This is a genomic window from Streptomyces sp. NPDC002564 (assembly GCF_042889645.1).
GTDB lineage: Bacteria > Actinomycetota > Actinomycetes > Streptomycetales > Streptomycetaceae > Streptomyces.
Genome location: NZ_JBIARE010000001.1, coordinates 299,776 through 317,931 on the forward strand (window position 1 = coordinate 299,776; position 18,156 = coordinate 317,931).

The 18,156-nt window shown below is 72.3% G+C and carries 16 protein-coding genes and 1 riboswitch; of the genes, 9 read left to right on the forward strand and 7 right to left on the reverse strand.

Annotated elements, in window-relative coordinates; translation table 11 throughout:
- The first annotated feature begins 22 nt into the window (after nt 1–22).
- Nucleotides 23–814 carry a hypothetical protein gene (locus ACFYXE_RS01500; protein WP_389307836.1) on the forward strand — a complete coding sequence of 264 codons (792 nt, stop codon included), beginning with the start codon at nt 23–25 and terminating at the stop codon, nt 812–814.
- Nucleotides 815–1,433: 619 nt separating this feature from the next.
- Here ACFYXE_RS01500 and ACFYXE_RS01505 read toward each other — a convergent pair.
- Nucleotides 1,434–1,769: a chorismate mutase gene (locus ACFYXE_RS01505; RefSeq protein ID WP_389307838.1), complete on the reverse strand. Its 336-nt coding sequence runs from the start codon at nt 1,767–1,769 to the stop codon at nt 1,434–1,436.
- Between the two features lie 397 nt (nt 1,770–2,166).
- On the opposite strand from ACFYXE_RS01505, the gene guaA reads away from it, so the two are divergent.
- Nucleotides 2,167–3,747, forward strand: a complete 1,581-nt coding sequence (gene guaA / locus ACFYXE_RS01510) for a glutamine-hydrolyzing GMP synthase (protein ID WP_389307840.1) — start codon at nt 2,167–2,169, stop codon at nt 3,745–3,747.
- 105 nt (nt 3,748–3,852) lie between these two features.
- Here guaA and ACFYXE_RS01515 read toward each other — a convergent pair whose 3' ends face one another.
- Complete coding sequence (locus tag ACFYXE_RS01515; RefSeq protein WP_389307842.1) at nt 3,853–4,332, reverse strand: pyridoxamine 5'-phosphate oxidase family protein; 480 nt, start codon at nt 4,330–4,332, stop codon at nt 3,853–3,855.
- Nucleotides 4,333–4,462: 130 nt separating this feature from the next.
- Here ACFYXE_RS01515 and ACFYXE_RS01520 point away from each other — a divergent pair, with 130 nt between their 5' ends.
- The 3 genes from ACFYXE_RS01520 (at nt 4,463) to ACFYXE_RS01530 (ending at nt 7,476) form a co-directional block, all read left to right on the forward strand.
- Complete coding sequence (locus ACFYXE_RS01520; protein WP_361172055.1) at nt 4,463–5,248, forward strand: class II aldolase/adducin family protein; 786 nt, start codon at nt 4,463–4,465, stop codon at nt 5,246–5,248.
- Nucleotides 5,249–5,468: 220 nt separating this feature from the next.
- Nucleotides 5,469–6,734: a hypothetical protein gene (locus tag ACFYXE_RS01525; RefSeq protein WP_389307845.1), complete on the forward strand. Its 1,266-nt coding sequence runs from the start codon at nt 5,469–5,471 to the stop codon at nt 6,732–6,734.
- Nucleotides 6,735–6,951: 217 nt separating this feature from the next.
- A complete protein-coding gene (locus ACFYXE_RS01530; protein ID WP_389307847.1) occupies nt 6,952–7,476 on the forward strand; it encodes a DoxX family protein in 525 nt (174 codons plus the stop codon).
- 33 nt (nt 7,477–7,509) lie between these two features.
- Here ACFYXE_RS01530 and ACFYXE_RS01535 read toward each other — a convergent pair whose 3' ends face one another.
- Nucleotides 7,510–7,752 carry a hypothetical protein gene (locus ACFYXE_RS01535; RefSeq protein ID WP_389307849.1) on the reverse strand — a complete coding sequence of 81 codons (243 nt, stop codon included), beginning with the start codon at nt 7,750–7,752 and terminating at the stop codon, nt 7,510–7,512.
- Nucleotides 7,739–9,127 (reverse strand): PspC domain-containing protein, encoded by a 1,389-nt coding sequence (locus tag ACFYXE_RS01540; RefSeq protein WP_389307851.1) that lies wholly within the window; start codon nt 9,125–9,127, stop codon nt 7,739–7,741. The genes ACFYXE_RS01535 and ACFYXE_RS01540 overlap by 14 nt, the downstream gene beginning before the upstream one ends.
- 195 nt (nt 9,128–9,322) lie before the next feature.
- Between ACFYXE_RS01540 and ACFYXE_RS01545 the strand changes: the two genes are divergently transcribed.
- Together ACFYXE_RS01545 and ACFYXE_RS01550 are read left to right on the forward strand one after the other, a co-directional pair.
- Nucleotides 9,323–10,612 carry a PspC domain-containing protein gene (locus ACFYXE_RS01545; protein ID WP_389307853.1) on the forward strand — a complete coding sequence of 430 codons (1,290 nt, stop codon included), beginning with the start codon at nt 9,323–9,325 and terminating at the stop codon, nt 10,610–10,612.
- Nucleotides 10,609–11,340 carry a response regulator transcription factor gene (locus ACFYXE_RS01550; RefSeq protein ID WP_361172069.1) on the forward strand — a complete coding sequence of 244 codons (732 nt, stop codon included), beginning with the start codon at nt 10,609–10,611 and terminating at the stop codon, nt 11,338–11,340. Before ACFYXE_RS01545 ends, ACFYXE_RS01550 begins: the two co-directional genes overlap by 4 nt.
- Nucleotides 11,341–11,365: 25 nt before the next feature.
- On the opposite strand, the gene ACFYXE_RS01555 is transcribed toward ACFYXE_RS01550, so the two are convergent.
- Both ACFYXE_RS01555 and ACFYXE_RS01560 read right to left on the reverse strand, forming a co-directional pair.
- A complete protein-coding gene (locus ACFYXE_RS01555; RefSeq protein WP_389307856.1) occupies nt 11,366–12,007 on the reverse strand; it encodes a hypothetical protein in 642 nt (213 codons plus the stop codon).
- A gap of 91 nt (nt 12,008–12,098) precedes the next feature.
- A complete protein-coding gene (locus tag ACFYXE_RS01560) occupies nt 12,099–13,145 on the reverse strand; it encodes an NlpC/P60 family protein (protein ID WP_389307858.1) in 1,047 nt (348 codons plus the stop codon).
- Nucleotides 13,146–13,499: 354 nt separating this feature from the next.
- Here ACFYXE_RS01560 and ACFYXE_RS01565 point away from each other — a divergent pair, with 354 nt between their 5' ends.
- The gene (locus ACFYXE_RS01565) at nt 13,500–13,853 is read left to right on the forward strand and encodes a hypothetical protein (RefSeq protein WP_361172077.1); all 354 of its coding nucleotides are present in this window, start codon (nt 13,500–13,502) and stop codon (nt 13,851–13,853) included.
- A gap of 112 nt (nt 13,854–13,965) precedes the next feature.
- On the opposite strand, the gene ACFYXE_RS01570 is transcribed toward ACFYXE_RS01565, so the two are convergent.
- Nucleotides 13,966–15,174 carry an NlpC/P60 family protein gene (locus tag ACFYXE_RS01570; RefSeq protein ID WP_389307860.1) on the reverse strand — a complete coding sequence of 403 codons (1,209 nt, stop codon included), beginning with the start codon at nt 15,172–15,174 and terminating at the stop codon, nt 13,966–13,968.
- A 6-nt stretch (nt 15,175–15,180) separates the two neighbouring features.
- Nucleotides 15,181–15,337, reverse strand: a riboswitch (cyclic di-AMP (ydaO/yuaA leader).
- 243 nt (nt 15,338–15,580) lie between these two features.
- On the opposite strand from ACFYXE_RS01570, the gene pcrA reads away from it, so the two are divergent.
- A complete protein-coding gene (gene pcrA / locus ACFYXE_RS01575) occupies nt 15,581–18,136 on the forward strand; it encodes a DNA helicase PcrA (protein ID WP_389307862.1) in 2,556 nt (851 codons plus the stop codon).
- The last annotated feature ends 20 nt before the right edge of the window (nt 18,137–18,156 follow it).

Here is an 18,156-nt window from a genome sequence, read left to right on the forward strand (position 1 = left end):
GTGAGACGTGAAGGCAGGAAACGTGAAGTCAACTGTGTCCCGGGCCGTCGTGGCCGCGTCCGTCACCGTCGCGCTGGGTCTGACCGCGGCGTGCGGCGGCGGCGGTGACGACGGCAAGAAGGCGTCGGATCCGGCCAAGTCGGCTCAGCAGGCCGGGGCTTCGAAGGACGACGGGGAGGCCGGGGCGTCGAAGGGCGACGGCGGGAAGCCGGCGGCCGGCACGTCGGGTGCGTCCGCGGCGTCGGCCGCCGCGCTGGAGAAGGCCGCGTTCGCGGACGGCGACCTCAAGGGCTACAAGGTCCAGAAGATGTCCGAGGCGGACATGCCCGCGCAGACCGTGCCGTCCGACCCGGCCGCCTGCCAGCCGTTCGCCAACATGTTCATGTTCGCCACCGAGCCCGCGGCGGAGTCCCGCGTCGGCCGGACCCTGACGGGCCCCGACGAACTGGACGCCACCGTCGTCTCGCTCGCCCTCCTCGCGCACGAGAAGGCCGATGCCGAGAAGGTCATGGACGACCTGCGCGCGGCCACGAAGAAGTGCACGGCCTACGAGCACGCGGACTCCCGGTACCGCGACGTCGCCGCCCTGCCGGCCCCGAAGGCGGGCGACGACGCCGTCTCGTACAAGGTCGTGGGCGTCATCGAGGGGCAGAAGACGCCGATGAGCTTCACGGTCGTGCGCAGCGGCTCGACGCTCGCCGCCTTCTACTCGATCAATCTGCTCCAGCCGAAGAAGTTCGGCGTGCCCGCGAAGATCGTCGAGGCGCAGGTCGACAAGGTGGAGGCGCAACTCGGCCGGGCGAAGGGCCAGTAGCGGGGAACCGGTGGCCGAGAAGGGTGAGCGAAGGGCCCCGCGGGACGGATCCGCGGGGCCCTTGGCCGTCGGCACCGACGTCAGGGCCGCGTCGGTGCCTCGGACGGCACCTCGGGGCGGCGCCGGGGGGAGTGCGCCGCGCGGTGGAGGTGCCGGTGGCCGACCCGGCGCACAGGGGGCGCTCACGTGGTGTCGACCATTGGCAATGAGGCCGTGGGCGGGGGGACTTGCTGCCCGCCTTCCAGGCATCGTGCTCGATGTGCAGTTGGGGGCGCAACCGTTCGGACCGCCCTGTTTCGGACCGCGTCCGCAGAGGAGAAGGTGGAGATTCGGGACGGAGGCCGGCCGGCTCCGGGCGTCCCCGGAGCCGACCGTTCTCTTGGGTGACCGGGCTGCTGTCCCCTGCCGTCCGGTCACATCACTGAAGCGAGGTCCCACGGCGCACGACACGATCCGTACGCCTCATCGCTCCAGCGGAGCCACGCGTGGTTCTTGCGGGCCCGCACCTGGCTGACACGGACACCGGGACCAACGAAGCCCGCCGCGCACCGGTCACGCGCCGTACGGGTGAGAAGGAATCCGAACTCAGATCCGCAGGTACGTCACCACGGCGGTGGCGTCAGACCCGGCCCCGGCACAGCTCCAGGAGCGTCATGGCGAGCGTCGTGCCGGGCTTGCCGAGGGCGTCCCTGTAGTGGCCGAGGATCTCCATCTCGCGGGAGAGGTTCACGCGGCGGCCGCCGGAGGTGATGCGGGCCTCCTGGATGACGGCCGAGACGGCCATCCGTTCCTGGATGAGCCCGATGATCCGGTCGTCGAGGGTGTCGATCCTCTCCCGCGCGTTCTCGATCACGTCCACGGCCTCGGGGGTGCGGGCGCCGGTCTTGTCGGCGCCGGTGGCGGAGAGGGCGGCGGGTGCCGTGGCGGGCACGGGTGCGGTGGCGATGGTGGTCATGCGGGGCTCCTGGTGTCTGGGTGGTGGGAGGTGCCCCGGAGCGGCAGGACCCGCGTACGACAGAGCGCCCCGGGCCTTGTCGGCCCGGGGCGCCCGGTAAGTCGCTTGTCAGTGGATCAAGCAGCTCGACCATGGCAGCCGGTGGGCCGGTTGCCATAGGTAAAGAGGAAGCCGAGGTGCTTGGTCACGGGCCCAGTATGCCCCCACGCGCGCGTGCCGGGTCAATCGGGATCCCGTACGGCCCGGATGCTGAGACGCCCGTCCACGTCCCCGCCCCCGTCGGATACGACGAGGGAGGCCCCGGCGGGCCCGTTAGAATCGACAAACACAGACCCCCTGCTCACGCACGAGCCTCTGCTCACGCACCGCTCAAGCTCAACGCCGGAAGGCCGCCGCCGTGCCATCAGCGCCCACCGCTGCCGCCGCTCCCGACACCGTTCTGGTCGTCGACTTCGGAGCGCAGTACGCCCAGCTCATCGCCCGTCGCGTCCGTGAGGCCCGCGTCTACAGCGAGATCGTGCCGAGCACGATGCCCGTCTCCGAGATGCTCGCCAAGAAGCCCGCGGCGATCATCCTGTCCGGCGGCCCCTCGTCGGTGTACGCGGTGAACGCGCCCACCGTCGACCGCCAGCTCTTCGAGGCCGGCGTCCCCGTCTTCGGCATGTGCTACGGCTTCCAGCTGATGGCCGTCGCCCTCGGCGGCACGGTCGACAACACCGGCGCCCGTGAGTACGGCCGCACCCCGCTGGCCGTCTCCCGGCCCGGCTCCACCCTCTTCGAGGGCACCCCGGCCGAGCAGTCCGTCTGGATGTCGCACGGCGACGCGTGCAGCGCGGCGCCCGAGGGCTTCACGGTCACCGCGTCCACGGACGTCGTGCCGGTCGCGGCCTTCGAGGACGACGAGAAGAAGCTGTACGGCGTGCAGTACCACCCCGAGGTGATGCACTCCACGCACGGCCAGCAGGTCCTCGAGCACTTCCTCTACCGTGGCGCCGGCCTCAAGCCCGACTGGACGACCGGCAACGTCATCGAGGAGCAGGTCGCCGCGATCCGCGAGCAGGTCGGCACCAAGCGCGCCATCTGCGGCCTGTCCGGCGGCGTGGACTCCGCGGTCGCCGCCGCCCTCGTGCAGAAGGCCATCGGCACGCAGCTGACCTGCGTCTACGTCGACCACGGCCTGATGCGCAAGGGCGAGACCGAGCAGGTCGAGAAGGACTTCGTCGCCGCGACCGGCGTGCAGCTCAAGGTCGTCGACGCCCAGGAGCGGTTCCTCGCCGCGCTCGCCGGGGTCAGCGACCCCGAGGAGAAGCGGAAGATCATCGGGCGTGAGTTCATCCGCGTCTTCGAGCAGGCGCAGCTGGAGATCCTCCAGGAGGAGGGCCCCGAGGTCGCGTTCCTCGTGCAGGGCACGCTCTACCCGGACGTCGTCGAGTCCGGCGGCGGCGCCGGCACCGCCAACATCAAGTCCCACCACAACGTGGGCGGGTTGCCCGACGACATCGAGTTCGAGCTCGTCGAGCCGCTGCGCAAGCTGTTCAAGGACGAGGTCCGGATGGTCGGCGCCGAGCTCGGCCTGCCCGACGAGATCGTCCAGCGCCAGCCCTTCCCGGGCCCCGGCCTCGGCATCCGCATCGTCGGCGAGGTCACCAAGGACCGCCTCGACCTGCTGCGCGAGGCCGACGCCATCGCCCGCGAGGAGCTGACGGCCGCCGGTCTCGACCGCGAGATCTGGCAGTGCCCCGTCGTGCTGCTCGCGGACGTCCGCAGCGTCGGCGTCCAGGGCGACGGCCGCACCTACGGCCACCCGATCGTCCTGCGTCCCGTCTCCTCCGAGGACGCCATGACGGCCGACTGGACGCGCATGCCGTACGACGTCCTGGCGAAGATCTCGACCCGCATCACCAACGAGGTCGCCGACGTCAACCGCGTCGTGCTCGACGTGACGTCGAAGCCGCCGGGCACCATCGAGTGGGAGTGACCCCCGGGGTCCTCCCCGCAGACCGCTGAGCGCCGGTGCCGCCACTCGGGAGAGTGGCGGCACCGGCGCTCTCGTGTGCGGGCCGGGCGAGGAGCCCCGGTGCCGTCAGGTCCGCCGCGTGGTGCGCAGCCCCGCGCCCGGCCTCCACAGCTGCACCGCCAGATACGTGCCGTCCTCGATGGACGTGCGCACCACCTCGGTCAGCTCGGTGCGGAAGAGGTGGAACGCGTCCGGGTCCGGCGGGTTCACCACGTCCGCATAGCGCGCGACGGTCTCCCGGTCGCGCACCTCGACCGCCCGGCCCGCGATCCGGACGTCGCCGCCCGCCATCTCCGTGCCCGGGCCCGGATTCGCCTGCAGCGCGAAACGCGGATCGCGGCGCAGGTCGAGAGCCTTGAGCGAGCCGGGCATCATGCCGAACCACAACTCCCCGTGCAGGAACCGCACCTCGAGCCCGGTGGTGCGCGGCGACCCGTCCTTGCGGAGCGTCGCGAGCGTGTGGTGGGTGAAGGCGCCGAAGCGCTTCTCGACGGTCGCGGCGAGGTCCGGCTCGGCAGTGGCGAAGGCGTCCCAGTTCTGCGTCATGCACCGAGTGTCGGGCCTGTACCGGACACCTTCTGTCGCCTTTCGCAGCGCCGTTGATCGTGACCCGCCTCTGTCCTCCTGTGCTTCCCGCCGGTAACTTCCGCCCCGTACGGACATGGATGGAGGACACATGCAGGCGCCCACACCGATACCCGTCGAACGGTTGCAGTTCGCGATGCCGCCCGTGCACGAGTCCGTGGCGGACGAGCGGCGGCACCGCAAGGAACGGCTCGCCGGCGCGCTGCGGATCTTCGGCAGGCTCGGCTACGAGGACGGGGTCTCCGGCCACATCACCGCCCGCGACCCGGAGCACCCCGACTGCTTCTGGGTGAACCCCTTCGGGATGCCGTTCAAGCACATCACCGTCGGCGACCTCGTCCTCGCCAACGCAGAGGGGCAGGTGGTCGAGGGACGCCACCACGTCAACCAGGCCGCGTTCACCGTCCACGCGCAGGCGCACCTGGCCCGGCCCGACGTCGTCGCGGTCGCCCACTGCCACTCGCTGTACGGCCGCGCCCTGTCCACGCTCGGCGAACTCCTCGACCCGATCACCCAGGAGGCCTGCGCCTTCTACGAGAGCCACGCGCTGTACGACGGCTACACGGGCGTCGTCGTGGACGCGGAGGAGGGCCGCAGGATCGCGTCCGCGCTCGGCGACCACAAGGCGGTCGTGCTGCGCAACCACGGGCTGCTCACGGTCGGGGACTCCGTGGACGCCGCCGCCTGGTGGTTCATCTCCCTGGAGCGCTCCTGCCAGGTCCAGCTCAGCGCGCGCGCCGCCGGACGGCCCGTCATGATCGGCCACAAGCAGGCGGTGCAGACCCGCGAGCAGCTCGGCAGCGATCTGGTCGCGTGGATCAACTACCAGTCGCTGTGGCAGGACATCAGCCGCAGCGAGCCCGACCTGCTGACGTGACCCGAACCGGCCCCTCGGCCCGCCCCCGCCCGGGGGGACCGGGCTGAGCTGCGCATACGCCCCGGGTGGCGGCGGCGTCAATGCCGGGCCGGGCCGTTCACCCCCGCTGACCTGACCCCGGCGATTCGTTCGGCTTCCAGTACGGCACAATTCCCCTTCTCTGCAAGGAAGTTCGCAGGAGCCCGGCAGGGCTCCGAGGGTGGGGAAGGCGGCGTACGCGGTGGCGGTGCAGGAGGCGGGGCAGGGCGTGCACGGAGGCGGTTGCACGTGCGGCGACTGTCCGCACGGGGCGCGCGAGGGGCACCGGCGCGCCGTCGCCGCGTTCCTCGCCCAGCGGGACGGGTTCGCCGCGGGGGAGGGGCTGCCCCCGGCCGTCGCGCACTCGGCGGGCGCCTCGCGGCAGTGGGTGTCGGACGAGCTGACGCAGGCCGCGCACACCGTCGCCGAGCGCGGCAGGGCCGAGGGCGAGGCCTGGCTGCGCCGGCTGCGGACACGCACCCTCGCCGTGGTCTGGGGCGCCTTCCTGGTGCTGCTCCTGGTCCAGGCGCTCACCGCGATCGGCACCGGCTGGACGGCCGCCCGCACCGCCGGACTCCTCGCCGCCCTGGTCGTGGGCGGTCTGCTGTCCGGCGCCGCCTACGCCCACCGGGCGCGCGGCGGGGTCCTCGCGCCCGTCATCGGCGAGGACAACCGGCTCTCCACCTCGCGTGCCGTGGCCGCGGGCTGGGTGTTCCTCGTGGTCTTCGCCGTGCTCGTCCTGGCGGGCGAACTGGCCGCCGCCTCCGGGCACCGCGAGCGCGACGCGCTGATCGACGGCCTCGAACTCGCCCGCGCCGCCGGGACCGTGACCGTCCTCGGCGTGGTGTGCGCGGTCGCCGTCCTGGTCCGCAGGGTCGTCGGCGTGCGGGTGCTCGGCCAGCGGCTGCAGAAGGTCCGCGCGGACCGGCCGCGGGCCGCCGACCCGCTCACCGACGACGCGGGCCGCGGCAGCTTCACCGACGCGCAGTACGTCCTGGTCGGCGCCGTCGCCCTGGTCTTCGCCGCGGTCCGCCTCGCCCGGCGGCCCGAGCAACTGCCCGACCTGCCCTGGGGCCTGGCCGTACTGGTGCTGATCTCGGCCGCCACCTACCTGGCGGGGAAGTACGCCGACGGCGGCCGCCCCGTGATCCTCTCCGTCGTCCGCGCCCGGGAGGCCGGCGATCTGGACGCCCCCATCCGTACCGGCGACGACATCGAGATCCGCGGCGCGGGCTTCGTCCCGCCCGGCGCCGGGGACGCGGACCGGCTCGCCCGCACGGTCGTGCGCATCGGTCCGGTACACGTCCATGTCCCGCTCGTGCCGGTGACGGGCGGCTTCACCAACCCGACGGACGCGGTCCTGACCGTGCCCGTCCCGGTCGACGTCGAGCCCGGGCGCGTCGAGGTCCAGGTGATCACCGCCGCGGGCGTCGAGACCAACCGCGTCGAGATCGACGTCACGGACTGAGCCGAGTCCCCGCCGCCCTTCCACCCGTGCCTCCACTCGCGCCTCCCCCGTGCCTCCAGCCGCGCCCGCACCCGTGTCCTCCCCTCGCACTCGCCCGAAGCCCCCGGCCCCGCCCCGCCACGGAAACCGCCGCACGTCAGTGAGCAGCGGCCCCCCTTCGTACGTATCGTCAGATGACGGGACCACGACGGGACCACGTGAGAGGCGGTGGAGTGCCATGGCGCACGGCCTGCGGACGGACAGCCACACTAGCTACGTCAGGCGGGACGACTGGCGGGAGTCCGCCACCCGCTACGCCCTGCTCCCCCTGCGGATCTTCCTCGGCGTCACCTTCCTCTACGCCGGCCTGGACAAACTCACCGACAGCGCCTTCCTGCAGGCGAGCGGCACCGGCTCGATCGGCGCGCAGATGGAGGGCGTCCGCGACATCTCCGCGATCCCCGCTCTCGTCGACCTCTCCCTCAAGAGCCCCGTCGGCTTCGGCTACGCCATCGCCCTCGGCGAGCTGGCCGTCGGCATCGGCACGCTGATCGGCCTCTTCGCCCGGATCGCCGCGCTCGGCGGTGCCTTCATCTCGCTCAGCCTCTGGCTCACCGTCAGCTGGAACGAGGAGCCGTACTACTACGGCAACGACCTGCCCTACCTCATGGCGTGGCTGCCCCTGGTGCTCGCCGGGGCCTCCGTCTTCTCCGTCGACGCGCTGCTCGCGGCCCGCCGCAGGAACGCCACCGGTCTCGGCTAGCCCCGGCCCGCACCCCGGCCCCGCGGCGCCCCGTCACTCCCGCCGCTCCTCCGTACCGTCCCGGGACGGCCTGCCCGGGCGGGCCGCGCCCCGCGGGCGTATGCCGTGGATCGCCGCCGCCACGCCCGCGAGGAACAGGCCGGCCATCACGAGGGGCAGCGCGACGAACCACGGCGCGTCCCAGGCGCCGCCCGCGTCGCCCGCGTACACGACGGCGACCGCCAGCAGGAAGAGCCCTGCCACCAGCTTGCCGGGGTGGAATTCATGACGTAGCACGGGTCACCTTCGCTTGTCCGACGCCGACTTCGAGGCGCAGATCGATCGTGCCGCCGTCCTTGCTGCCCGCGGGCGGCTCCAGCGTCACCTTCTTCTCCCGGCCCGGCGCGATGTCCAGGTCCTTGCTGTCGTCGCCGGGCAACACGATGTCGCCGACGCCCACTTCCGCGTCGAGCCGCACGGTGGCGCCCTCGGGCACGATCACCCGGAGGTCCCCGGCGCCGACCTCCGCGCTCGTCGTGAGCGTCGTGCCCTTGCCGACGTCGACCTTGCTCAGGTCGAGGGTGCCCCTGCCGAGCCCGACCTCGTACCGCGGGCGGACGTCGGCGGCCGAGACCGGTATCCAGTCGGTGCGGGCGTAGTGGGTCGTGATGTTCTTCGGGAGGGCCGCCGAGGCCGCGAGGAGCCCGGCGGTAAGCACCGCGAGGACGATCGACCCGGCGCCCGTCCGCCCGAGGAAGGCACTCACCGCGATGCCGAGACCGAACACCGCGAGCGCGCACGCGAAGCCCGTCTGGAGCGTCGTGCCGAGCGGATGGTCCGCCCAGGTCAGAGCCGTGCCGAGGCCGCCGGCGAGCAGGGCGAGCAGGAACACCCAGCCGCCGATCCAGCGCGGCCCGCGCGGCCGGGGCGGGGGAGTGGGCAGGGGGGCGGACTTCGTGTGGAGCATGCCGCCGTACCCCCGCGGCCGGTACTCCACGCTCAGCTCCTCGGGACCCCAGAAGTAGCCCGGGAGGCCGACGTGGGTGCCGTCCTTGACGATCGGGTCGCGCCACCACGACGGGCTGCCGGTGACGGGCGGCGCCTTCGCCTCGGGCGGGGCGTCCGCCGCGGCCTGCGCCGCCACCGGGTCGGTGTCGAGCATGTCGCGCTGCTGCGACCAGTACCCCGCGCCCGCGAGGAGCAGGGCGAGGACGGCGGAGAAGGTGAGCGCCCCGCTGTTGTTCAACAGGGTGAGGAAGACGCCGCAGCCGACCAGGGCGAAGAGCACGGCGGTCAGGGCCTGCCCGTCGACCCGGCCGGAGAGGAGCCTGCGCGCCTCGTTCTCCTCGGCGTCCTCGTACGGCACGAAGAGCCAGGCGAAGCCGTAGAACACCAGGCCGAGGCCGCTCGTGACCGCGAGCACGGCCAGGCCGATGCGGAAGATCACCGGGTCCATGTCACAGCGGCGGCCGAGCCCGGCGCACACGCCGCCGAGCCGCTTGTGCCGGCGGTCGCGGCGGAACGAGCGCTCGGACGCGGGCGGTCCGGCATCCGAACCGTCCGCGGGAACGCCCGGGGCGCCGCCGCCCCCGCCGGCCCCGCCCCGCGCCGTGCGCAGGGCATCGCGGAGCGCGGCCTCGGTCGGCGTCTCGGCGGGATGCTGATCTCTCATGCGTCCATGGTGACGGCCGCGGGCCCGCCGCGGCAGTCGGAACGACCCTGGCCGAACCCTGATATCGCCCCCTGAGACTCTTCGGGTCCCGCCCCTGACAGGGCCGGGCCAGGGGCCGGGCCCGGCCGAGATCAGGGAAGTCTCGGGGGTCGACCCTGATGCTCCGACGCGCGCCCCCGTGTGAACATCAATGACATGCCGGAAGCCGCTGCACCGCCCATCGACGACGTCCGACCGCTGCGCAAGCTGTACCGCAGCGGTGACGGCCGTTGGCTCGGCGGCGTCGCGCGGGGTCTGGCCGGACATCTCGGCCTGCCGGTCATCTGGGTCCGGCTGATCTTCGTGGGCCTGTTCACGGCGGACGGCCTGGGCGCCCTGCTCTACGCGGCGTTCTGGTTCTTCGTCCCGCTGGGCGTCGGCGGCGTGGACGCCGAGCGGCCCCCCGCGGCCGTCACGACCGAGATGTCGCCGGACGGCCGCCGCAGACTCGTGGCCCGCAAGCCCGACAAGGGACAGCTCGTCGCGCTCCTCGCGATGGTCGTCGTCGCCATGGTCTTCGTCGGCAACGTGGATCTGGACGGGTCGACCAAGGCCTATGTCTTCCCCACCCTGCTCGTCGCCGCCGGCGTCGCCCTCGTCTGGCGCCAGGCGGACAATGCCCGCAGGGCCCGCTGGATGGCCGTCGGCCGCCGCAGGCGCACCGTGACCCTCGCCCGGTCGGCGGCCGGCGTGCTCCTGGTCGGCGCCGGGGTGTCGGGCGTCTTCGTGCTGCAGGGCTCCGCCGCGCACCTGGGCGCCGTCCTGCAGGCCGCGCTCGCCGTGCTCGTCGGCATCGCGCTGCTCGCCGGCCCCTATCTCGTGCGCATGATGCAGGACCTCTCCGAGGAGCGGCTCATGCGCATCCGCGCCCAGGAGCGGGCCGAGGTCGCCGCCCACGTGCACGACTCGGTGCTGCACACCCTGACCCTGATCCAGCGCAACGCGGAGAGCGCCGGCGAGGTGCGCCGCCTGGCCCGGGCCCAGGAGCGCGACCTGCGGGCCTGGCTCTACAACCCCGAAGGCACCGGCAAGGACGAGGACGAGGAGCCCGACACCCTCGCCGAGGCGGTCCGCCGCAGCGCCGCCGAGGTGGAGGACAAGCACGGCGTCCCCATCGAGGTCGTCGTGGTCGGCGACTGCCCGCTCGACGAGCGGCTGACCGCACAGATGCAGGCCGCGAGGGAAGCGATGGTGAACGCCGCCAAGTACGGTGGCGAGGGCGGCGCGGTGCAGGTCTTCGCCGAAGTCGAGGGGGAGACGGTGTTCGTGTCCGTCCGGGACCGAGGTCCCGGCTTCGATCTGGACTCCGTGCCGGACGATCGCATGGGCGTACGAGAATCGATCATCGGCCGCATGCAGCGCAACGGCGGCACGGCGCGACTGCGCGCGGTGCCCGGCGGCGGTACGGAAGTCGAGCTGGAGATGGAGAGGACGGCGACGACATGAGCGACGCGACCGGGGCGAGCGGGCCCACCGAGCCGACCGGGGCGGACGAGAGCGGCGGTGCGGACGGGCGTCGGGTGCGGGTCGTCCTCGTCGACGACCACCGGATGTTCCGTACCGGAGTGCAGGCGGAGATCGGCCGGACCGACGTCACCGGCGTCGAGGTCGTCGGCGAGGCCGCCGACGTCGACCAGGCGGTCACCGTCATCACGGCCACCCGCCCCGAGGTCGTCCTCCTGGACGTGCACCTGCCGGGCGGCGGCGGGGTGGAAGTGCTGCGTCGCTGCGCGCCGTTGATGTCCGACGCGCAGAGCCCGGTGCGCTTCCTCGCCCTTTCCGTGTCCGACGCCGCCGAGGACGTCATCGGTGTCATCCGGGGCGGCGCCCGCGGCTATGTCACCAAGACCATCACCGGCACCGACCTGGTGGACTCGATCTTCCGGGTGCAGGACGGCGACGCGGTGTTCTCGCCGCGCCTGGCCGGGTTCGTCCTGGACGCCTTCGCCTCCACCGACGCGCCCCCGGTCGACGAGGACCTGGACCGGCTCACCCAGCGCGAGCGCGAGGTCCTGCGGCTCATCGCGCGGGGGTACGCGTACAAGGAGATCGCCAAGCAGCTCTTCATCTCCGTGAAGACGGTCGAGTCGCACGTCTCGGCGGTCCTGCGCAAGCTCCAGCTGTCCAACCGCCACGAGCTGACGCGGTGGGCGACGGCGCGCCGGCTGGTCTGACCGGCCGCGAGTCGCCGACCGGCCGTCAGCCGCGCGCGGCGGTGGCCGTCGGCGCCGCCGGGCCCAGCCTGCGCAGCGCCCAGCGGTAGTGGCCGACGGCCTTCGCCCCGCCGAGCAGGCCCGTCAGCCACAGGACGAGACCGGCGCCCATGCCGAGGATGACGTCGGCGTAGGTGTCGCGGCCCGGTTCGGCGTACGCGGCCGCCGCGAAGGACGCCCACAGGCCGAGCGTGCACACGGCCAGGGACGAGAGCAGCCAGACGAGGCTGAGGGCGGGGGAGCGCAGCCGGGCGTCGGACGCGGGGTGGCTGTCCAAGGCGGCCCAGGCGTCGGTCAGTCGGCGCAGCCGCCGGTCGTGCCGGATGCCGAGGGCCACGCCGATCACCGAGGGGGCCAGCACCGCGAGGCCGAGGACCATCAGGATCGGGCCGAGCAGGAAGCCGCTGGGGTCCTTGTCGTCGATGAACCGGATCGGCAGGACCAGCAGGGCCCAGCCGATGACGCCGCCGAGGCCGCACAGCCACAGCAACAGCAGCCGGTGCAGCCCCAGATGACGCCTGCGCAGTTCCCCGAGCGCCAGCCCGCGGTCCGTGAGCAGCGCCTGCCGGTCCGGCCAGGTGCGCAGGTACGCGGGAGGCGGCGGCGGAGGCAGCGTACGGGTAGGCATGGACCCGACATTACTGGGGCCGCCGTGCAGGTCGCCGTGGGGATTGCGGGGGCCGGCGTGCAGGTCGCAGACGGGCGCGCGCCGTTCCGGGTCACGCCACGCGGGCGGCCCCCGCGAACGGCATCTGGTCGATCGGGGCGAGCCGCACCGGGGCGCTCGGGTTGGGGGCGTGGATCATCTGGCCGTTGCCGACGTAGAGGCCGACGTGGCTGATGCCGGAGTAGAAGAACACCAGGTCGCCGGGGCGCAGTTGGGAGCGGGGGACGCGCTCGCCCGCGTTGATCTGCGCGTAGGTGGTGCGGGGCAGGGAGACGCCCGCCGCGCGGTAGGCGGCCTGGGTGAGTCCGGAGCAGTCGAAGGCGTTCGGGCCGGTGGCGCCCCAGACGTAGGGGCTGCCGAGCGCCTTGTAGGCGTAGGAGACGGCGGACGCGGCACGGGCGTTGGGGGCTTCGGCGTGGCCCGGGGCGGCGGCGCGGGCGCTGGAGCGGGCGGCACGGCCGTCCTCCCGGCCCGCGAGGTCGGCGCGCTCGTCGGCGGTGAGCTCGGACAGCAGCCGCTTGGCCTCGCCGAGCTTTCCGTTGATCGTCTTCTTGTGCTTCCTCAGCTCGGCCTGGCGTGCGCGCAGGCCCGTGAGCCGGGCGTCGGCCTCGCCGCGCAGCCGGTCCATCTCCCGCATCTGCCGGCGGACGCCGCCGACGGCCGCGGCCTGCCTGCTGCCGGCCCGGTCGGCGCGCGAGGCGCGCTCCAGGAACCGGTCCGGGTCGGAGGAGAGCGCGAGCTGCACGGAGGGGTCGATGCCGCCGGTGCGGTACTGCGCCGCCGCGAAGGAACCCAGGCTCGCGCGGGCCTTGTTGAGCTTGTCCTCCTTGCGGGCGGCCTCGTCGCGCAGTTCGCCGAGCGACTTCTCGGCCTTCTCGGACCTCTCCTTCGCGCCGTTGTACTTCTCGGTCGCCCGCTCGGCCTCGCGGTAGAGGGCGTCGACCTTGGACTTCACCTCCGCGGGGCTGAGCCGGGGGTCCGCGTGACCCGTGCCGTCGAACGCGGTCGCCGACGCGGCACCGGCGAGCGCGAGGGTGAGGGCGGTGCGGGCCGTGCCGCCGCTGAGCGGACGCCGGCCGGGCTTGCGGTGTGCTGCCACGAAGTGGGGCTCCTTACGTGTCCTGCACGTGGCCGGCGGCAGCCCGCACAGGGGGAGCGGGCCGCCGCCGGGTTTCTCGGCGGTGGTGCCCGACAGCCGTCCTGGGCCGGACGGCGGTGGGGAGTCGGACACCTGGTGGAGGACGCTAAACCTGGGCGTCACGGGTTGGAGAGGGATTGCGCACCATTAACGGAAGTGGGCGGATTCGTGACCGGCTGCGACCGTGTCGTCGCGGGGTGGGATCCTTCCGCCGGCCGACTGCGACCGATGGCCCGATGGCGGCGCGGTCGCCGGGCCGCGGTGGTAAGGGGGCGCCGCCGGGCACGACGGGGGCCCCGGCTAGGCTCCGGCCCCATGGACCTACTCATCCATCTCTTCGTCGGCCTGCACATCATCGGCATCGCCTCGCTGCTGGGCGGCTTCCTGACCCAGGTGAAGCAGATGGGTCAGGGAACCGCCCGCTTCACCCCCGCGATGCTGCACGGCGCGCTGGTGATGCTCGTCACCGGCGTGGCCCTGGTGGGCCTCAACCAGGCCGACGACAACACGGTCAACAACGTCAAGATCGGCATCAAGATGGCCGTGCTGATCGTGATCCTCGGGCTGGTCTACGTGAAGCGGGACGAGGAGAAGGTCGACAAGGCGCTGTTCGGCGCGGTCGGCCTGCTGACCGTCGCGAACATCTTCATCGCCGTGCTCTGGACCTGAGACGTCCGCGGCCGGGTTCCCCGGCGGCACACGCGCGTGGCCCGCATCCCCGGGAGGATGCGGGCCACGCGCGCGTAGAGGGACCGGAAGCCGGGTTCGCGGGCCCGCGGCGTTACGCGGGGCGCACCACGCTGTGGATCGGCATGTAGTAGATCGACTCGACGCGGACGTTCGCGCCCGGCTTCGGCGCGTGGATCATCTTGCCGTCGCCGATGTAGATCCCGACGTGACTGATGTCGTCGTAGAAGAAGACCAGGTCGCCGGGCCTGGCGTCCGCCGTCTTCACGGTCGTGCCGACCTTCACCTGGTCCCACGTCGTGCGCGGCAGGGTGATGCCCGCCGCCTTCCACGCGTCCTGGGTGAGCCCGGAGCAGTCGTACGAGTCGGGGCCGGTCGCGCCCCAGACGTACGGCTTGCCGATCTGGGCCTCCGCGAAGTCGATGACCTTGGCGGCCTTGGTGGCGTAGCCGCCGTCCGTGCTCCCCGAGCCGGTGCCCGCACCCGTACCGGAACCTGATCCGGAACCTGATCCGGAGTCCGATCCGGAGCCCTGGCCCGCGTCCTTCTCCTTCTCGCGCTCGGCCGCCTCCTCCGCCTTGCGCTCGCGCTCCGCCTCGGCGGCCTGCTCGCGCGCCAGCTTCTCGGCCTTGCGCCTGGCCTCCTGCTTCTTCTTCCGCTCGATCTCCGCCAGCCGCGCCTTCTCCTCGGCGGTCAGCTTCGACAGCAGCTCACGGGCGTCGCCCAGCTTCTTCTGGACGGTGTGCTTGCTCGTCCTGAGGTCGTCCCGGGAGTCGGTCAGCGTCTCGAGGCTCTTCGCGGCCTTCCTGCGCTGCTCGGTCGCCGACGCCTGCTGCGTCTGGTAGTCGTCGACCGCCTTCTTCTGGCGGGTGGTGAGCCGGTCCGCCAAGTGGTTCTGGTCGAAGTAGCCCTGCGGGTCTTCGGCGAGCATCATCGTGGCCGTCTCGGAGACGGCACCGGTGCGGTACTGCGCGGCGGCGAAGGAACCGAGCTCCTTGCGCGCGTCGTTGAGGTCGTCGGTGCGCTCGGCCACGTCGTCGAGCAGGCGGTCGACCTTCTTGCGCTGCTTGTCGGTGCGCTCCTTGGCCGCGTTGTACTTCTGGGTGGCGACACCCGCCTGCTGGTAGAGCTCGTCGACCTTCTTCTGGACCTCTTCGAGGCTGGGCTTCGTCGGCGCGGAGGGCGCGGCCTGCGCGCTCTGCGACAGGAGGGCGACGGAGGTGAGGGCTGCCGTCGTGATGCCGAGGGCGGGGGCCGTGCGCAGTGAGGCCGTCCGGTTCCGCGGCTTGCGGTGCGACGCCAAGGAGGCGACTCCTTCCGTAGACCGCCTACCGGGTTAGCTGTCGGGTTCGGGCGGATGCTACGGAAGGTTGCCCTACGGTTCCGTACTGCGTACGGGACCGATTCACCCCAAGGTCTTGGTGGGTCCCCGGCTCCGAACACGTCGGACTCGGCGGGGGCGGCCCGGTCCCGGCGGGGTTCGCCGGTGGGGGAACGAGCAGCCCGCGCAGCACGCTAGCCAACTCGTGTGCTCCGTGTGAAGGCTGATGTTCGGTATGCCCGATACATTTTCGTGACTTTGCGAGGTCTCTGACGCGTACACGGCACGCCGTAGCGGAGCGTGAGCGTCCGCGGGCACCGGGTAGGGAAGACCCTCTGACCGGAACCCGCAGCGGGTTGTCAGTGGGGCCGCCTAGACTCGGGAGGCGATGAGCAGCCTCTTTGATGACAGCTTCCTGGCGGACTTGCAGCCTTCCCGGGCCACGGACGAAGAGCCCCCGCCGCCGCCCGAGGACAACACTCCGGAGCCCATTCCGGACGACTTGTTCGACGGGAAGTTCGACGCGCCCATGACCCGGGACGCGCACTACCGCGACGGTGCCCCGCGCCCGGTCATCGACCCGGCGACCCTCCTCGACGGGCTGAACGAGAACCAGCGCGCGGCCGTGGTGCACGCCGGTTCCCCGCTGCTCATCGTCGCCGGCGCGGGATCCGGCAAGACCCGGGTCCTCACCCACCGCATCGCGTACCTCCTCGCCGAGCGCGGTGCGCACCCCGGCCAGATCCTCGCGATCACCTTCACCAACAAGGCCGCGGGCGAGATGAAGGAGCGCGTCGAGCACCTCGTCGGCCCCCGGGCGAACGCGATGTGGGTGTCGACCTTCCACAGTGCCTGCGTCCGCATCCTGCGCCGCGAGTACAAGAAGCTGGGCTTCACGTCCTCCTTCTCGATCTACGACGCCGCCGACTCCAAGCGCCTGATGGCCCTGGTCTGCCGCGACCTGGACCTCGACCCGAAGAAGTTCCCCCCGAAGTCCTTCAGCGCCAAGATCTCGAACCTGAAGAACGAGCTCATCGACGAGGAGGACTTCGCGGGCCAGGCGGCCGACGGCTTCGAGAAGACCCTCGCCCAGGCCTACGCGATGTACCAGTCCCGCCTCCGCGAGGCGAACGCCCTGGACTTCGACGACCTGATCATGACGACGGTCCACCTGCTGCGCGCCTTCCCGGACGTCGCCGAGCACTACCGCCGCCGCTTCCGGCACGTCATGGTCGACGAGTACCAGGACACCAACCACGCCCAGTACGCCCTGGTGCGCGAGCTGGTCGGCCCCTCGGGCGGCGAGGGCCGCGACACCGCCGCACACGGCGAACCGGCCGAGCTGTGCGTGGTGGGTGACGCGGACCAGTCGATCTACGCCTTCCGCGGCGCGACCATCCGCAACATCCTCCAGTTCGAGGAGGACTACACCGACGCGACGACGATCCTCCTGGAGCAGAACTACCGCTCGACGCAGACGATCCTGACCGCGGCGAACGCGGTGATCGAGCGGAACGAGAGCCGCCGCCCCAAGAACCTGTGGACCAACCAGGGCGAGGGCGCCCGCATCACGGGGTACGTCGCCGACACCGAGCACGACGAGGCCCAGTTCGTCGCCGACGAGATCGACCGCCTCACCGACGCGGGCGACGCCAAGGCCGGCGACGTGGCGATCTTCTACCGGACGAACGCGCAGTCCCGTGTCTTCGAAGAGATCTTCATCCGCGTCGGCCTGCCCTACAAGGTCGTCGGCGGCGTCCGCTTCTACGAGCGCAAGGAAGTCCGCGACGTCCTGGCGTACCTGCGCGTCCTCGCCAACCCCGAGGACGCCGTCCCGCTGCGCCGCATCCTGAACGTGCCGAAGCGCGGCATCGGCGACCGCGCCGAAGCCATGATCGACGCGCTCTCGCAGCGCGAGAAGATCTCCTTCCCGCAGGCGCTCAAGCGGGTCGACGAGGCGTACGGCATGGCCGCCCGCTCGACCAACGCCGTCCGGCGCTTCAACACGCTCATGGAGGAGCTGCGCACCGTCGTCGAGTCCGGCGCGGGCCCGGCCGTCGTCCTGGAAGCCGTGCTGGAGCGCACCGGATACCTCGCCGAGCTGCAGGCCTCGACCGACCCGCAGGACGAGACGCGCATCGAGAACCTCCAGGAACTCGCCGCCGTCGCCCTGGAGTTCGAGCAGGAGAACGGCACCGCCGCGGGTGACGGGACGGCCGGGGACACCGAAGCCACGGAAGCCGCCGATGCCGCCGATGCCGGGGCGGCCGCCGAGGGTGCCGCTCGGGTCGGCACGCTCTCCGACTTCCTGGAGCGCGTCGCCCTGGTCGCCGACTCCGACCAGATCCCCGACGAGGAGGACGACGACTCCGGCGTCATCACGCTCATGACCCTGCACACCGCCAAGGGCCTCGAATTCCCCGTGGTGTTCCTGACCGGCATGGAGGACGGCGTCTTCCCGCACATGCGCTCGCTCGGCCAGGTCAAGGAGCTGGAGGAGGAGCGTCGCCTCGCGTACGTGGGCATCACCCGCGCGCGTGAACGGCTCTACTTGACGCGTTCCTCGATGCGCAGCGCCTGGGGCCAGCCGTCGTACAACCCGCCGTCGCGCTTCCTGGAGGAGATCCCGGACACCCACCTGGACTGGAAGCGGACCGGCTCGGTCGGCGCGCCGGCCTCGTCCGGTCCGGCGTCGGGCATCGCCTCGTCGCTGTCGTCCTCGCGTACGCGTACCGGCGGCGCCCAGGGCTTCGCGACGCGCCGCGCCTCGGAGAAGCCGGTCGTCTCGCTCGCCGTCGGCGACCGGGTCACCCACGACCAGTTCGGCCTGGGCACGGTGGTCGGCGTGAAGGGCACGGGGGCGAACGCCGAGGCGACGGTCGACTTCGGAGAGCCCAAGCCCAAGCGCCTGCTGCTGCGGTACGCGCCGGTCGAGAAGCTGTAACGCCCCCGGGCGGCGGCCGG

Bases quoted from the DNA above. Each gene is read 5' to 3' on its own strand.
- ACFYXE_RS01520 (WP_361172055.1), top strand. From the start codon at position 4,463: ATGCAGGCGCCCACACCGATACCCGTCGAACGGTTGCAGTTCGCGATG.
- ACFYXE_RS01555 (WP_389307856.1), bottom strand. From the start codon at position 12,007: ATGCCTACCCGTACGCTGCCTCCGCCGCCGCCTCCCGCGTACCTGCGC.
- ACFYXE_RS01565 (WP_361172077.1), top strand. From the start codon at position 13,500: ATGGACCTACTCATCCATCTCTTCGTCGGCCTGCACATCATCGGCATC.
- ACFYXE_RS01545 (WP_389307853.1), top strand. From the start codon at position 9,323: ATGCCGGAAGCCGCTGCACCGCCCATCGACGACGTCCGACCGCTGCGC.
- ACFYXE_RS01540 (WP_389307851.1), bottom strand. From the start codon at position 9,127: ATGAGAGATCAGCATCCCGCCGAGACGCCGACCGAGGCCGCGCTCCGC.
- ACFYXE_RS01530 (WP_389307847.1), top strand. From the start codon at position 6,952: ATGGCGCACGGCCTGCGGACGGACAGCCACACTAGCTACGTCAGGCGG.
- ACFYXE_RS01515 (WP_389307842.1), bottom strand. From the start codon at position 4,332: ATGACGCAGAACTGGGACGCCTTCGCCACTGCCGAGCCGGACCTCGCC.
- ACFYXE_RS01505 (WP_389307838.1), bottom strand. From the start codon at position 1,769: ATGACCACCATCGCCACCGCACCCGTGCCCGCCACGGCACCCGCCGCC.
- pcrA (WP_389307862.1), top strand. From the start codon at position 15,581: ATGAGCAGCCTCTTTGATGACAGCTTCCTGGCGGACTTGCAGCCTTCC.
- ACFYXE_RS01550 (WP_361172069.1), top strand. From the start codon at position 10,609: ATGAGCGACGCGACCGGGGCGAGCGGGCCCACCGAGCCGACCGGGGCG.